This window comes from Staphylococcus sp. FSL K6-3157, from assembly GCF_038005145.1.
In the GTDB taxonomy this organism is placed as follows: domain Bacteria; phylum Bacillota; class Bacilli; order Staphylococcales; family Staphylococcaceae; genus Staphylococcus; species Staphylococcus equorum.
In genome coordinates, this window is the sequence record NZ_JBBOSM010000001.1 from 1 (window position 1) to 15,177 (window position 15,177).

The window sequence follows — 15,177 nt, forward strand, 5'->3', positions numbered from 1 at the left end:
ATGTCAGAAAAAGAAATTTGGGAAAAAGTCCTAACCTTGGCTCAAGAGAAAGTAAGTTATCCTAGCTATCAAACTTTCCTTAAAGATACTAAGCTTTACTCATTGCAAAATGATGAAGCTATCGTTGTTATCGATGATCCATTTGTTGCCAATTGGTTAAAAACACATTATGTTGAAATTATTCAAACTGCATTATATGAGGCAATAGGTCATGAAATTATGCCAGTTTTCTATTCTGAAGACCAGTTAGAGAGTTTAAAGTCCGGTGAAAATCAACACACAAGTCAGGAGATTCCACAAAAGAAAAAGTATACACCAGGTGTAGATGAAGCTGTCATTGGCGGCGAACAATTCAATACACACAATACTTTTGATACTTTTGTAATCGGACCTGGCAATAGATTTCCTCATGCAGCAAGTCTTGCTGTTGCCGAAGCACCTGCTCAAGCCTATAACCCGCTCTTCATTTATGGTGGCGTTGGTTTAGGAAAAACGCATCTAATGCATGCAATTGGTCATTATGTATTGGAAAACAATCCTGATGCTAAAGTTATTTACACGTCTAGTGAAAAATTTACTAATGAATTTATTAAATCTATTCGTGATAATAAAACTGAGCGTTTTAGAGAAAAATACCGTAATATTGACGTTTTATTAATAGATGATATTCAATTCATCCAAAATAAAGAGCAAACGCAAGAAGAATTTTTCCATACTTTTAATGAATTACATCAAGCAAACAAACAAATTGTTATTTCAAGTGATAGACCGCCGAAAGAAATTGCTAAATTAGAAGATCGTTTGCGTTCTCGCTTTGAGTGGGGATTAATCGTTGATATTACGCCTCCTGATTACGAGACAAGAATGGCTATTTTGCAGAAAAAAATTGGAGAAGAAAATTTAAATATTCCAACTGAAGCTTTAACTTATATTGCTAATCAAATCCAGTCTAATATTCGTGAACTTGAAGGTGCACTCACTCGTGTATTAGCATTTTCTAAACTTCAAGGCCAACCGATTACAACTGAATTAACTGCTGCAGCCTTAAAAGATATTATCCAAGCGCCAAAATCGAAAAAAATCACGATTCAGGACATTCAAAAGATAGTTGGACAATACTATAACGTAAGAATTGAAGATTTTAGTGCTAAAAAACGTACAAAATCCATTGCTTATCCGCGTCAAATTGCAATGTACCTATCACGTGAGCTAACTGATTTTTCATTACCTAAAATTGGTGAAGAGTTTGGTGGTCGTGATCATACTACGGTTATCCATGCACATGAAAAAATAGCTAAAGAAGTAAGTAGTGATTCAACTTTTAAACAAGAACTTGAAAACTTGGAAAAAGAAATTAGAAATCAATAAAAAAACTGTACTACAACAGATTAATTGTAGAAAAATGAGGAATAACGTAGTAACGATAAATTTTGGGGAATTGTGGATAATGTGTAAAAGTCATACACACTGTGCACAAGTTATCCACAGTCGTTAAATAATGCCATACCTGAATTCATATAAGTTATCCCGTAATCCACAAGCCCTACTACTATTACTACTGTTTTAAAACCTATATAATTTATATATAAACGACTGGAAGGAGTTTGAAAATTAGATGGAATTCACAATAAGAAGAGATTATTTTATTGCTCAATTAAATGACACATTAAAAGCCATCTCACCAAGAACTACATTACCAATATTAACTGGTATAAAAATTGAAGTTAAAAATAACGAAGTGATACTTACTGGTTCTGACTCAGAAATATCTATCGAAATCACTATACCTAAACAAGTTGATGGTGAAGACATTATAGAAGTTGCAGAAACTGGATCAGTCGTACTCCCTGGTCGTTTCTTCGTAGATATCATTAAAAAATTACCTGGTAAAGAAGTAAAACTTTCTACAAATGAACAATTTCAAACATTAATTACTTCAGGACATTCTGAATTTAACTTAAGTGGTTTAGATCCAGATCAATACCCATTGTTACCACAAGTTTCTCGCGATGATGCGATTCAATTATCTGTAAAAGTGCTTAAAAACGTGATAGCACAGACGAATTTTGCAGTGTCCACCTCAGAAACACGCCCAGTTCTCACTGGTGTTAACTGGCTTATACAAGATAGTGAATTAATATGCACAGCTACTGATTCGCATCGCTTGGCTGTAAGAAAAGTGGCATTAGAAGACGAGTCTGAAAATAAAAATGTCATCATTCCAGGTAAAGCATTATCAGAGTTAAATAAAATAATGACAGATAGTGAAGAAGAGATTGATATCTTCTTTGCATCAAACCAAGTACTGTTCAAAGTTGGCAATGTGAACTTTATTTCACGTTTATTAGAAGGGCACTATCCTGATACATCTCGCTTGTTCCCAGAGAATTACGAAATTAAATTAGGCATTAATAACGGTGAATTCTATCATGCAATCGATCGTGCATCATTATTAGCACGTGAAGGTGGTAATAACGTTATTAAATTAAGTACTGGTAATGAATTAGTAGAATTATCTTCAACATCTCCTGAAATTGGTACTGTTAACGAAGACGTTAAAGCAAGTAACGTTGATGGTGGCAACTTGAAGATTTCATTCAACTCGAAATATATGATGGATGCATTGAAAGCAATTGATAATGACGAAGTCGAAATAGAATTCTTCGGCACAATGAAACCATTTATTTTAAAACCTAAAGACGATGATTCGGTAACACAATTAATTCTACCAATCAGAACATATTAGAATTTAATAACTTATCCCTAGACAATTTATTTTGTCTGGGGTTTTTTCTATTCATTTTTAAATTCAAAAGTAATTACTGGTCTATATGCGTGTATATAAATAAAGCAGGGGACATTTTTTAAGACAAGATTAAATTTTAGAAGTATTTTAAGAGGTATATTTCATTTTTAAAGGCACTGAGCGATTAAATATAAGCATTTATAGTTAATTGTTAGGGTATTTTAATAGAATTTTAAAATGCGTCTAAAACACGCTTTAAATGTCATTTAAAAGCTCAAATATTAAAAATGCAGATATAATTTCGAATTATATTTGGAAATTGCGGATAGAGAATCAAAAAAACGGATTAAAACTACTCGAAATTTGATATAATATTATATGTAAAACAACTACTATAACGGGCTTTGTAGATAATTATTAAAAAGAAGTGGAAATTAGTTATAAGAATACGCTTACACACTGTATTTTACATGAAATTTTTCGTGAAAAAAGGTATAATATATTAGTGAGCTTAAAAGAAACGGAGTGATTGATTTGGTTGAAGAGGTAATCGTTGATGGAGACATTACTTTAGGGCAATTTCTAAAGACAGAAGGTATTATCGAATCTGGTGGACAAGCAAAATGGTTCTTACAAGATTTTGATGTCTTGATAAATGACGAACGTGAAACACGTCGCGGTAAAAAGTTAAACCATCAAGATAGCATTGTCATACCAGAAATCGGTTCATTTGTTATTTTACATCAAGGTGAAGAATGAGATTAAAGACACTCCAGATAGAAAATTATCGTAACTATGATTCAGTTAGCCTTGATTGTCATCCAGAGGTCAATATATTGATAGGTGAGAATGCACAAGGGAAGACAAACCTCCTTGAATCTATTTATACATTAGCGTTGGCTAAAAGTCATAGAACGTCCAATGACAAGGAACTTATACGTTTCGGTATGGACTATGCTAAAATAGAAGGTGAACTTAGTTATAGATACGGTGAAATGCCTTTAACGATGTTTATAACCAAAAAAGGTAAGCAAGTTAAAATTAATCACTTGGAACAAAGTAGACTGACTCAATATATTGGTCACTTGAACGTTGTATTGTTTGCGCCTGAAGATTTAAATATTGTCAAAGGATCACCACAAATTAGACGCAGATTTATAGATATGGAGCTTGGACAAATTTCTGCAGTATACTTAAATGATTTGTCCCAGTACCAGCGAATTTTAAAACAAAAAAATAATTATTTGAAGCAACTGCAATATGGTCAAAAGACAGATAGCACAATGCTAGATGTCTTAAATCAACAATTTGCAGCGTATGCGCTCAAAATTACGCTCAGACGTGAACATTTTATTAAAGAACTTGAATCACTAGCTAAGCCTATCCATTCTGGGATAACGGACGAACGTGAGACATTGTCATTAAAATATTTGCCTAGTATAAAACTCAGCGATGAAGAGAAAAGTGACACGGAACGCTTAGAAGAAGTCTTAACTTTGCTCAATGACAATATGGAACGCGAGAAAGATAGAGGCGTTTGTTTATACGGTCCTCACAGAGATGATTTAGGTTTCAATGTAAATGGTATGGATGCTCAGACGTATGGTTCTCAAGGCCAACAAAGGACTGCTGCTTTATCGATAAAACTCGCAGAAATTGAGTTAATGAATATCGAAGTAGGAGAGTACCCTATCTTATTGCTAGATGATGTATTAAGTGAATTAGATGATTCACGTCAGTCGCATTTATTAAGCACAATTCAACATAAAGTGCAGACTTTTGTAACTACAACATCAGTCGACGGTATAGAGCATGAAATTATGAAGAACGCTAAACTTTATCGCATCAACCAAGGCGAAATTATAAAGTAATAGAAAGTGAAGGTGGAAGCATTGTCAGATGTGAACAACACGGAAGATTATGGTGCTGGTCAGATTCAAGTATTAGAAGGTCTAGAAGCGGTTCGTAAACGACCAGGTATGTATATAGGTTCAACTTCAGCAAGAGGTTTGCATCATCTTGTATGGGAGATTGTCGATAATAGTATCGATGAGGCACTTGCTGGATATGCCGACGAAGTTGAAATTGTTATAGAAGAAGATAATTGGATAAAAGTTACTGATAACGGACGAGGAATTCCAGTAGGTATTCAAGAAAAAATGGGACGTCCTGCTGTAGAAGTTATTTTGACAGTGCTTCATGCTGGCGGTAAATTCGGCGGCGGCGGATATAAAGTATCTGGTGGACTACATGGTGTAGGTTCATCAGTAGTTAACGCGTTGTCTGAAGATTTAGAAGTGTACGTTTATAAAGATAACGAAATTTATCATCAGGCTTATAAAAAAGGGGTACCTCAATTTGATTTGAAAGTCATTGGGGAAACTGATAAGCCTACTGGAACAGTAATTCGTTTTAAAGCGGATCCTGAGATCTTCACTGAAACTACAGAATATAACTATGACACATTACAACAGCGTACAAGAGAGCTTGCTTTCTTAAATAAAGGTATTTCAATTACGTTAAGAGATGAACGTGAAGAAGAAGTAAGAGAAGACTCATATCACTATGAGGGTGGTATTAAATCTTACGTAGAAATGTTGAATGAAACGAAAGAACCACTTCATGATGAACCGATTTATGTGCATGAATCAAAAGATGACATTGAAGTTGAAATCGCATTACAATATAACAAAGGTTATGCAACTAACTTATTAACATATGCGAACAACATTCACACATATGAAGGCGGTACACATGAAGAAGGATTCAAACGTGCGCTTTCTCGTGTGCTAAACAGCTATGGTCTAAACAGTAAAATAATCAAAGAAGATAAAGAGCGACTTTCAGGTGAGGATACACGTGAAGGTTTAACAGCGGTCGTTTCTATCAAACATAGTGATCCACAATTTGAGGGACAAACTAAGACGAAACTTGGTAACTCAGAAGTGCGTCAAGTCGTTGATAAACTATTCGCTGAATTATTTGAAAGATTCTTATACGAAAATCCACAAGTCGGACGTATTGTCGTTGAGAAAAGTATTATGGCGTCACATGCACGTCTTGCAGCTAAAAAAGCACGTGAAGTTACACGCCGTAAATCTGCATTGGAAATCTCAAGTCTACCTGGTAAACTTGCAGACTGTTCTAGTAAAGATCCATCTCGAAGTGAAATCTTTATCGTCGAGGGTGACTCTGCCGGAGGGTCTACAAAATCAGGCCGTGATTCAGAGACACAGGCGATTTTACCATTACGGGGTAAGATTTTAAATGTTGAGAAAGCACGATTAGATAGAATACTAAATAACAATGAAATTCGTTCAATGATTACTGCTTTTGGTACAGGAATTGGCGGAGAATTTGATTTGAGTAAAGCACGTTATCACAAGATTGTCCTTATGACAGATGCCGATGTCGATGGCGCGCACATTAGAACATTGCTTTTAACATTCTTCTATCGCTTTATGAGACCGTTATTAGAAGCGGGATATGTATATATTGCGCAACCACCACTTTTCAAATTGACGCAAGGTAAACAAAAATATTACGTGTTTAACGAACGTGAATTAGATAAGCTTAAAGAAGAACTAGATCCAAGTCCAAAATGGTCGATTTCACGTTACAAAGGTCTCGGTGAAATGAATGCGGACCAATTGTGGGAAACTACAATGAATCCTGAACACAGAGCGTTACTACAAGTGTCATTAGAAGATGCTATAGAAGCAGACCAAGTATTTGAAATGTTGATGGGCGATGTTGTTGAGAATCGTAGACAGTTTATTGAAGATAACGCAGTCTATGCGAACTTAGATTTCTAATACAATGAACTGAATTTTTGAAGGAGGATATCTTGATGGCTGAACTACCTGAATCAAGAATTAATGAACGAAATATAACCAATGAAATGCGCGAATCGTTCTTAGATTATGCGATGAGCGTTATTGTCTCACGTGCTTTGCCAGACGTTAGAGATGGATTAAAACCAGTACATCGACGTATATTATACGGATTACATGAACAAGGTATGACACCTGACAAATCATATAAAAAATCTGCACGTATTGTTGGGGACGTAATGGGTAAATATCACCCACATGGTGACTCATCGATTTATGAAGCAATGGTAAGAATGGCACAGGACTTCAGCTATCGATATCCTTTAATTGATGGTCAAGGTAACTTTGGTTCAATGGATGGCGATGGCGCTGCTGCGATGCGTTATACAGAAGCACGTATGTCTAAAATCACGCTTGAAATGTTGAGAGACCTTAACAAAAATACAATTGATTTCATAGACAACTATGATGGTAATGAAAGAGAGCCGTCAGTCTTACCATCAAGGTTCCCGAACTTATTAGTTAACGGTGCTTCGGGTATCGCTGTTGGTATGGCTACTAATATTCCACCGCATAACTTAACAGAAGTTATTAACGGCGTATTAAGTTTAAGTCATAACCCTGACATCACGATTTCTGAATTAATGGAAGATGTTCAAGGTCCTGATTTCCCTACAGGTGCTTTAATTCTAGGTAAAAGTGGCATCCGTCGTGCATTTGAAACTGGACGTGGTTCAGTTATAATGCGTTCTCGTGCTGAAATAGAAGAGCGCGGTGGCGGACGTCAACGTATCGTAGTGACTGAAGTACCATACCAAGTCAATAAAGCGCGTATGATAGAAAAAATCGCTGAATTAGCTCGCGATAAAAAAATAGAAGGTATTACAGATTTACGTGATGAAACAAGTTTACGTACAGGTGTACGTGTCGTAATTGACGTTCGTAAAGATGCAAACGCAAGTGTTGTTCTAAATAACTTGTATAAACAAACACCATTACAAACATCATTTGGTGTAAACATGATTGCATTGGTAAATGGTAGACCGAGACTTATCACGCTTAAAGAAGCATTGGTTGAATACTTAGATCACCAAAAAGTAGTTGTAAGAAGACGTACTGAATACAACTTGAAAAAAGCATTAGACCGTGCACATATTTTAGAAGGTTTAAGAATTGCACTAGATCATATTGATGAAATCATTAGAGTAATACGTGAATCAGATAACGACAAAATTGCGATGGCAAGCTTGCAAGAGCAATTTAAGTTAACTGAACGTCAAGCTCAAGCGATATTGGACATGCGTTTAAGACGTTTAACTGGTTTAGAACGCGATAAGATTGAATCAGAATACAATGATTTAATTGCTTATATCGAAGAGTTAAAAGCAATTCTTGCAGATGAAGAAAAGCTTTTACAAATCGTGCGTGATGAATTGATTGATGTTCGTGATCGTTTTGGTGACGAACGTAAAACTGAAATTCAACTTGGTGGACTTGATAATATTGAAGATGAAGACTTAATCCCTGAAGAACAAATTGTCATTACATTAAGTCATAATAACTATATTAAACGTCTACCTGTTTCAACATATAGATCACAACATCGTGGTGGCCGTGGTGTACAAGGTATGAATACACTCGAAGAAGACTTTGTTAGTCAACTCGTAACGTTAAGTACACATGATCACGTTTTATTCTTTACGAATAAAGGTCGTGTTTATAAACTTAAAGGTTACGAAGTACCAGAACTCTCACGTCAGTCTAAAGGTATTCCAGTAGTCAATGCCATAGAGTTAGATAGTGATGAATCTATCAGTACAATGATTGCCGTTAAAGATTTAGAAAGTGAAGAAGATTACCTTGTATTTGCAACATTAAAAGGTAGAGTTAAACGTTCTGCGTTAAGCAACTTCTCACGCATAAACAGAAACGGTAAGATTGCTATCAACTTTAAAGATGATGATGAACTGATTGCAGTACGTCTTACAGATGGTGAAACTGATATTCTTATCGGAACTGCGCATGCGTCATTAATTCGCTTCCACGAAACTGCATTACGTCCACTTGGTCGTACAGCGGCAGGTGTGAAAGGTATTACGCTTAGAGAAGGCGATAAAGTTGTCGGCTTAGATGTTACTAAAGCGGAACAAGATGATGAAATCCTAGTCGTTACTGAAAATGGTTACGGTAAACGTACACCTGTAGGAGATTACAGATTATCAAACCGTGGTGGTAAAGGTATTAAGACTGCTACGATTACTGAACGTAATGGTAATATTGTTTGTATAACATCAGTCACAGGAGAAGAAGACTTGATGGTTGTAACAAATTCTGGTGTTATTATTCGTATTGATGTAAATGACATTTCACAAAATGGTCGTGCAGCCCAAGGTGTGAGATTAATCAAATTAGATGATAATCAATTTGTATCTACGGTAGCTATAGTAAACGAGGAAGATGAAGAAGAAGCTGAAGCAAATGAAGAATCTGAAGTAAATGAAGCAAGTTTAACAAATGCTCAAACAACGGATTCTGAATCACAAGATGCGTCATCTAGTAATGAAGCAGTTGTAGAAGATAACACACCTGGTAGTGGTATCCATACAGAAGTTGAAGATGACAACTCTGAAGAAGATGGCCGTAAAGAAGTAAGAGAAGACTTTATGGATCGTGTTAACGAAGATATCGATAATGCAGATAGCGATGACAACGAAGAAGAATAATCTTTGATTAAAGATAAATACACATATAAAAAGACCTACCTCATTAAGGTAGGTCTTTTTTCGTTATAACTTAGCTTTCTAATGATTTCATGGCATGTGGGATTTCGCTTATAAGTCTTGATGGCGGGACGACATACATTTTCTCTGCTAACTGTTCACCAATGAAGCTATGTGCGTATGTTGCACTTGTGACAGCTTCCTGAGTGTCATCAAACTGCCCGACGAAACTCGTAATCATTCCAGCTAGGGTATCGCCCATGCCTCCGGTTGCCATAGCAGGCGTGCCGATTGGTAATTTATAATCTTTGTTTTTGAAATAAATCTCCGTACCATGCATTTTTAGGACAATAGTTGCTCCAATACGATCTACCGCTTCACGATTACGTTCATATGTTTGTTCCTCAATAGGAATACCACTTAAACGTTCCCATTCTTTTTGATGTGGCGTAAAAATGACATGACAAGCAGGTATTTCAGGTTTCAATTTACTGAAAATCGTTATAGCATCGCCATCTACGATTAGCGTTTGATGTGGTTGAATATTTTGTAATAAGAATGTGATTGCGTTATTACCTTTGAAATCACAACCTAATCCAGGGCCGATTAAGATACAATCTGTGTTTTCAATCATTTTTGTTAACATTTTTGTATCATTAATATCAATGACCATTGCTTCAGGACAACGAGAATGTAGTGCAGCATGGTTCGTTGGGTGTGTAGCTACTGTTATTAGCCCACTGCCACTATAAACACATGCACGTGCTGCAAGCATGATCGCGCCACCTAAGTTTGCATTACCTCCAATTAAAAGGATTCTGCCATAATCACCTTTATGTGTATCATCTTCACGTCTAGGAATGCTTACCGATGATAAAGTTTCCATATTGAAACCTCCTTTTAAAATTTATGATAATTTAACGCTATTCATTTTTGAATAATATACGTAAAAAGTCAGAGCTTAAAATTACAAAAGTAATTATAAATTGGCTTTAAAATCTTCAATTATACGTGCAAAATATTGCTGTCTATTGAAGGGATTTTGTTTTTAAATTTTTAAGCTGTTTTTTAATACAATAGAAAATAATAAACCTGCATTGCATTTAAGTCAATAGGTAACGTTGTTAAGAAATGATTAAGTTTTCTAAAATGAAGATGAATGCTACTTTACCCTATTAAAACAGTGATTTGATACCATGTTACGGATGTGTCAAAAGCTATTGTTCTGCTGAAAATGTAAGCGTATACTCGAATTAATCGAATTAAATTCATAAGTAGGGAGATGGAGAAATGACATTACAATTAAATGGAGAAATGCTTACAATTGAAGATATCAAGAAATTTTTATACGAGAAAGATACGGTGGAAGTGACTGAAGAAGCTTTTGAACGGGTAAAACAAAGCCGTCAAACAGTAGAGAATATTATAGCGAATAAAGAGACAGTCTATGGTATTACAACAGGATTTGGTTTGTTCAGTGATGTGCGTATTGATGAAGGGGAATATAATCAATTACAAGTTAACCTTATCCGTTCACATGCATGTGGTATGGGGGATCCATTTTCAGAAGAAGTGTCATTAGTGATGATGGTATTAAGATTAAATACCCTACTTAAAGGACATTCTGGTACTACAGTAGCTTTAGTCGAACAGCTCGTATACTTCATTAATAATAGAATTGTACCGGTAGTTCCTCAACAAGGCTCACTTGGTGCTTCTGGAGATTTAGCACCGTTATCTCACTTAGCATTGGCCTTGATTGGTGAAGGTAATGTCTTTTACCAAGGTGAAGAGGTAGACAGTCGGTATGTCTTAAATAACTTGAAGCGTAAGCCACTAGAATTACAGGCAAAGGAAGGACTGGCACTAATCAACGGTACACAGGCGATGACTGCCCAGGGTGTAATCAACTATATAGAAGCAGAAAGTCTAGGCTATCAAGCAGAATGGATTGCTTCACTTACACATCAAGCACTCAATGGTATTACAGATGCTTATAATGAAAAAGTACATAAAGTACGTAACTTCCAAGAACAAATTGATGTAGCTGCGCGTATGTTAGATTGGTTAGAAGGTTCTGAGTTAACAACGACACAAGGTGAAGTACGTGTGCAAGATGCTTATACTTTACGCTGTATCCCACAAATTCATGGAGCAAGTTTCCAAGTGTTCAATTATGTTAAAGAAAAACTAGAATTTGAAATGAATGCTGCAAATGATAATCCACTTATATTTGATGAAGATGATGAAACACTAGTGATATCCGGTGGTAATTTCCATGGACAACCGATTGCTTTTGCTTTAGATTTCTTAAAATTAGGGGTCAGCGAACTGGCTAATGTTTCAGAACGTAGACTAGAAAGACTTGTGAATCCACAATTGAATAATGGCTTACCTGCATTTTTAAGTCCACAACCAGGTTTACAAAGTGGTGCAATGATTATGCAATATGCGGCAGCAAGTTTAGTTTCAGAAAATAAGACACTTGCACATCCTGCCAGTGTTGATTCTATACCGTCGTCAGCGAACCAAGAAGATCATGTATCTATGGGGACAATTGCTTCTCGTCACGGTTATATGATGGTAGAGAATGCACGACGTGTCTTAGCGATAGAGACGATTATTGCATTACAAGCTGTAGAATATAAAGATATTGATAAGTTATCACCAAAAACGTATGAAAAATATCAAACGTTACGCCAAATCATACCATCCATCACAGAAGATAGACAATTTCATAAAGATATCGCAGCGGTGTCGCAATATTTACACGATATTGCGTATATGAATGAGATATAATAGACGTCAGCACTGTCACTCTTGAAAAATATAAGGTTATTTGCTATATTTAAAACAAGTTAATAAGTTATTGTTCGTAGGCTAAGTAGTATTAATTGTTTGATTTCAGAGAACTTGTGGTTGGTGTGAACAAGTAATCAACGTTAGTGTGAATCTACCTACTATTAGAAGAACAACCGGCTTTGGCCGTTATTTATGGAGAGTGCAGTCTAATTAGGCTGTTAAATAGGGTGGCAACACGTAGACCACGTCCCTTGTAGAGGGGATGTGGTCTTTTTTGTGTTATTATCCAAACATTTTTAAAAATTGAAAGGATGAATGCGATATGTTAGACATTAAATTATTCCGTAACGAACCTGATTTAGTTAGAGAAAAAGTAACAAAGCGTGGTATGGATGCACAAGTAGTTGACGATATTTTAGCATTAGATGAAAAGCGTCGCCAATTAATTAGCCAAGCTGAAGAAATGAAAGCGCAACGTAACAAAGTAAGTGGAGAGATTGCTCAGAAGAAACGTAATAAAGAAAATGCAGACGATGTTATTGCTGAGATGCGTAAACTTGGAGATGAAATTAAAGTCTTAGATGATGATTTAAATCAAATAGATCATGATCTTAATGATAAACTGTCTCGTATTCCAAACATAATTCAAGATGATGTTCCTGTAGGCGCGTCAGATGAAGAAAACGTAGAACTTAAACGTTGGGGCACACCAAGAAACTTTGATTTTGAAGAAAAAGCACATTGGGATCTTGTAGAAGATTTAAATATGGCTAACTTTGAACGTGGTGCTAAAGTGTCAGGTGCGAGATTTGTCTTCTTAACTGGTGAAGGTGCTCAATTAGAAAGAGCATTAATGAACTACATGGTAACGAAACATACAACACAACATGGTTATACAGAAATGATGGTACCACAGTTAGTAAATGCAGATTCAATGTATGGTACGGGTCAATTACCTAAATTTGAAGAAGATTTATTTAAAATTGAAAAAGAAGGGCTGTACACAATTCCAACAGCTGAAGTACCACTAACGAATTATTATCGTAATGAAATTATAGGTCCTGATGTCTTACCTGCTAAATTCACAGCACAATCAGCATGTTATCGTAGTGAAGCGGGTTCAGCTGGACGTGATACAAGAGGTCTGATTCGATTACATCAATTCGACAAAGTTGAGATGGTTCGTTTTGAAAAACCGGAAGATTCTTGGGATGCGCTTGAAGAAATGACAAATCATGCAGAAGCGATTTTAGAAGAACTTGTGCTACCTTATCGTCGTGTGAATCTGTGTACAGGTGACATTGGATTTGGAGCTAGCAAAACATATGATTTAGAAGTTTGGTTACCAAGCTATAATGATTATAAGGAAATTAGTTCATGTTCAAATATAACTGACTTCCAAGCGCGTCGTGCGAATATCCGTTTCAAACGTGATAAAAATGCTAAACCAGAATTAGTGCATACACTAAATGGTAGTGGGTTAGCAGTTGGACGTACATTTGCAGCAATCGTTGAAAACTATCAAAACGCAGATGGTTCTATTACAATACCAGATGCTTTAGTTCCGTTTATGGGCGGTAAAACAGCAATCCGTCCTGTAAAATAAAATTAAACAAGCATGGCTAAAAGAGCGTAGCAAAGGCATTTGCTACGCTCTTTATTTATATCGTGGTGGGGTAGGGTAGGGGTAAAAATAACGTAATTTATAAAATTATATAAGTGACCTCAATGGTTTTTTATACGGAAAACAACAAGTAAGTCTAAAATATTTCATAAAATTCTGACACATCAAAAACCTTTTGATAACAACACATTTAAACTGAGGGTTGTCTTCCGTCACACAAACAGAAGTCTAAAGTCATTGAATGAAACTCCTGCTTTATATTAAACTTAATCTATTGTTTTTAAAAATTAAAAATGAAAGGAGTGAGGTAATGGAAGCGCATGTAACTTTTAAGCAAGGTGTGAAAGAATGTGTTCCTACATTATTAGGGTACGCTGGGGTAGGGTTGTCTTTTGGAATTGTAGCTGTAGCCTCAGGATTTAGTTTGCTTGAAATTATCTTACTCTGTTTACTCGTGTATGCTGGTGCTGCACAATTCATTATTTGTGCACTAGTCATCGCAGGTACACCGATTTCTGCGATTGTGTTAACAGCATTTATCGTTAATTCCAGAATGTTTCTACTGAGTATGACACTTGCACCGAGTTATCAATCATACGGTTTATTAAATCGAATAGGGCTTTCAACGCTCATTACAGATGAAACGTTTGGTGTAGCAATTACACCACACCTTAAAGGAGAAAAAATTAATGATCGTTGGTTACACGGTTTAAATATCACAGCTTATTTGTTTTGGACATTTGCATGTGTTATGGGCGCTATTTTTGGAAAATACATAAACAACCCAGAGACGTTAGGTTTAGATTTCGCTATTGCAGCAATGTTTATCTTTTTAGCTGTATCACAGTTTGAATCAGTTCAACGCTCTCGCATTAAGACGTATTTTGTATTGATTATTACTGTAATCGTGATGATGCTTCTTTTAAGTCTCTTTATGCCATCCTATGTGGCAATTATACTTGCTTCTACGATAGCAGCTGGGCTTGGGGTGGTGATGGAACGATGACAACAACGACGCACATGCTTATCATTATTTTGCTTTGTGGTATTGTGACATGGTTTACACGGATAATACCGTTTTTACTTATATCTAAAATTAAACTATCTGAAAGAGTTGTAAAATGGTTATCGTTTATACCAATTACGCTATTTACTGCTTTAGTTATTGACGGATTGATTGAACAACAAGATGGAATGATGGGGTATAGCATTAATGTGCCATTTTTAATTACGATGATCCCTACAGTAGTGATTGCAGTTATCACACGTAGTTTAACTATTACAATCGTAGGTGGCATTATTATTATGGCTGCATTAAGATGGGTGTTTTAATTTATTTCATTGATGTAAATCATTTTATCCGTTAGAATAACAATAATTAGAAAATTCCGACATTTTTTAAAAGATAAATTGATTGTAGAAACATCAATAGTAGTAATGTAGTGCAATACA

11 protein-coding genes and 1 other annotated feature are annotated in these 15,177 nt (G+C 35.6%); of the genes, 10 read left to right on the plus strand and 1 reads right to left on the minus strand.

What is annotated here, in order from left to right; all coding sequences use genetic code 11:
- From dnaA to gyrA, 6 genes are all read left to right on the plus strand, one after another.
- Entirely contained in the window at nucleotides 1-1,368 is a 1,368-nt protein-coding gene (dnaA, locus tag MHB47_RS00005; protein ID WP_065339129.1) for a chromosomal replication initiator protein DnaA, read from the plus strand.
- Between the two features lie 247 nt (nucleotides 1,369-1,615).
- Nucleotides 1,616-2,746: a DNA polymerase III subunit beta gene (gene dnaN / locus MHB47_RS00010; protein WP_002506215.1), complete on the plus strand. Its 1,131-nt coding sequence runs from the start codon at nucleotides 1,616-1,618 to the stop codon at nucleotides 2,744-2,746.
- Between the two features lie 525 nt (nucleotides 2,747-3,271).
- Nucleotides 3,272-3,505, plus strand: a complete 234-nt coding sequence (gene yaaA, locus MHB47_RS00015; RefSeq protein ID WP_172457949.1) for a S4 domain-containing protein YaaA — start codon at nucleotides 3,272-3,274, stop codon at nucleotides 3,503-3,505.
- The gene (recF, locus tag MHB47_RS00020; protein ID WP_340754118.1) at nucleotides 3,502-4,617 is read left to right on the plus strand and encodes a DNA replication/repair protein RecF; all 1,116 of its coding nucleotides are present in this window, start codon (nucleotides 3,502-3,504) and stop codon (nucleotides 4,615-4,617) included. The genes yaaA and recF overlap by 4 nt, the downstream gene beginning before the upstream one ends.
- A 12-nt stretch (nucleotides 4,618-4,629) precedes the next feature.
- Nucleotides 4,630-6,561 carry a DNA topoisomerase (ATP-hydrolyzing) subunit B gene (gyrB, locus tag MHB47_RS00025; RefSeq protein ID WP_340757247.1) on the plus strand — a complete coding sequence of 644 codons (1,932 nt, stop codon included), beginning with the start codon at nucleotides 4,630-4,632 and terminating at the stop codon, nucleotides 6,559-6,561.
- A gap of 35 nt (nucleotides 6,562-6,596) precedes the next feature.
- Nucleotides 6,597-9,302 (plus strand): DNA gyrase subunit A, encoded by a 2,706-nt coding sequence (gene gyrA / locus MHB47_RS00030; protein WP_340754119.1) that lies wholly within the window; start codon nucleotides 6,597-6,599, stop codon nucleotides 9,300-9,302.
- A gap of 70 nt (nucleotides 9,303-9,372) precedes the next feature.
- Here gyrA and MHB47_RS00035 read toward each other — a convergent pair whose 3' ends face one another.
- On the minus strand, nucleotides 9,373-10,185 hold the full coding sequence (locus tag MHB47_RS00035; protein ID WP_340754120.1) for an NAD(P)H-hydrate dehydratase: 813 nt from the start codon (nucleotides 10,183-10,185) through the stop codon (nucleotides 9,373-9,375).
- A 404-nt stretch (nucleotides 10,186-10,589) separates the two neighbouring features.
- Here MHB47_RS00035 and hutH point away from each other — a divergent pair, with 404 nt between their 5' ends.
- The 4 genes from hutH to MHB47_RS00055 all read left to right on the plus strand — a co-directional run bounded on the left by hutH (nucleotide 10,590) and on the right by MHB47_RS00055 (nucleotide 15,057).
- The gene (hutH, locus tag MHB47_RS00040) at nucleotides 10,590-12,098 is read left to right on the plus strand and encodes a histidine ammonia-lyase (RefSeq protein ID WP_340754123.1); all 1,509 of its coding nucleotides are present in this window, start codon (nucleotides 10,590-10,592) and stop codon (nucleotides 12,096-12,098) included.
- A gap of 63 nt (nucleotides 12,099-12,161) precedes the next feature.
- Nucleotides 12,162-12,356 (plus strand) — a binding site (T-box leader).
- 67 nt (nucleotides 12,357-12,423) lie between these two features.
- Nucleotides 12,424-13,707, plus strand: coding sequence for a serine--tRNA ligase (gene serS, locus MHB47_RS00045; RefSeq protein ID WP_340754125.1), 1,284 nt, complete (start codon nucleotides 12,424-12,426; stop codon nucleotides 13,705-13,707).
- Between the two features lie 328 nt (nucleotides 13,708-14,035).
- A complete protein-coding gene (locus MHB47_RS00050) occupies nucleotides 14,036-14,731 on the plus strand; it encodes an AzlC family ABC transporter permease (RefSeq protein WP_107516580.1) in 696 nt (231 codons plus the stop codon).
- Complete coding sequence (locus MHB47_RS00055) at nucleotides 14,728-15,057, plus strand: AzlD domain-containing protein (RefSeq protein WP_107518312.1); 330 nt, start codon at nucleotides 14,728-14,730, stop codon at nucleotides 15,055-15,057. Before MHB47_RS00050 ends, MHB47_RS00055 begins: the two co-directional genes overlap by 4 nt.
- Nucleotides 15,058-15,177: the final 120 nt, after the last annotated feature.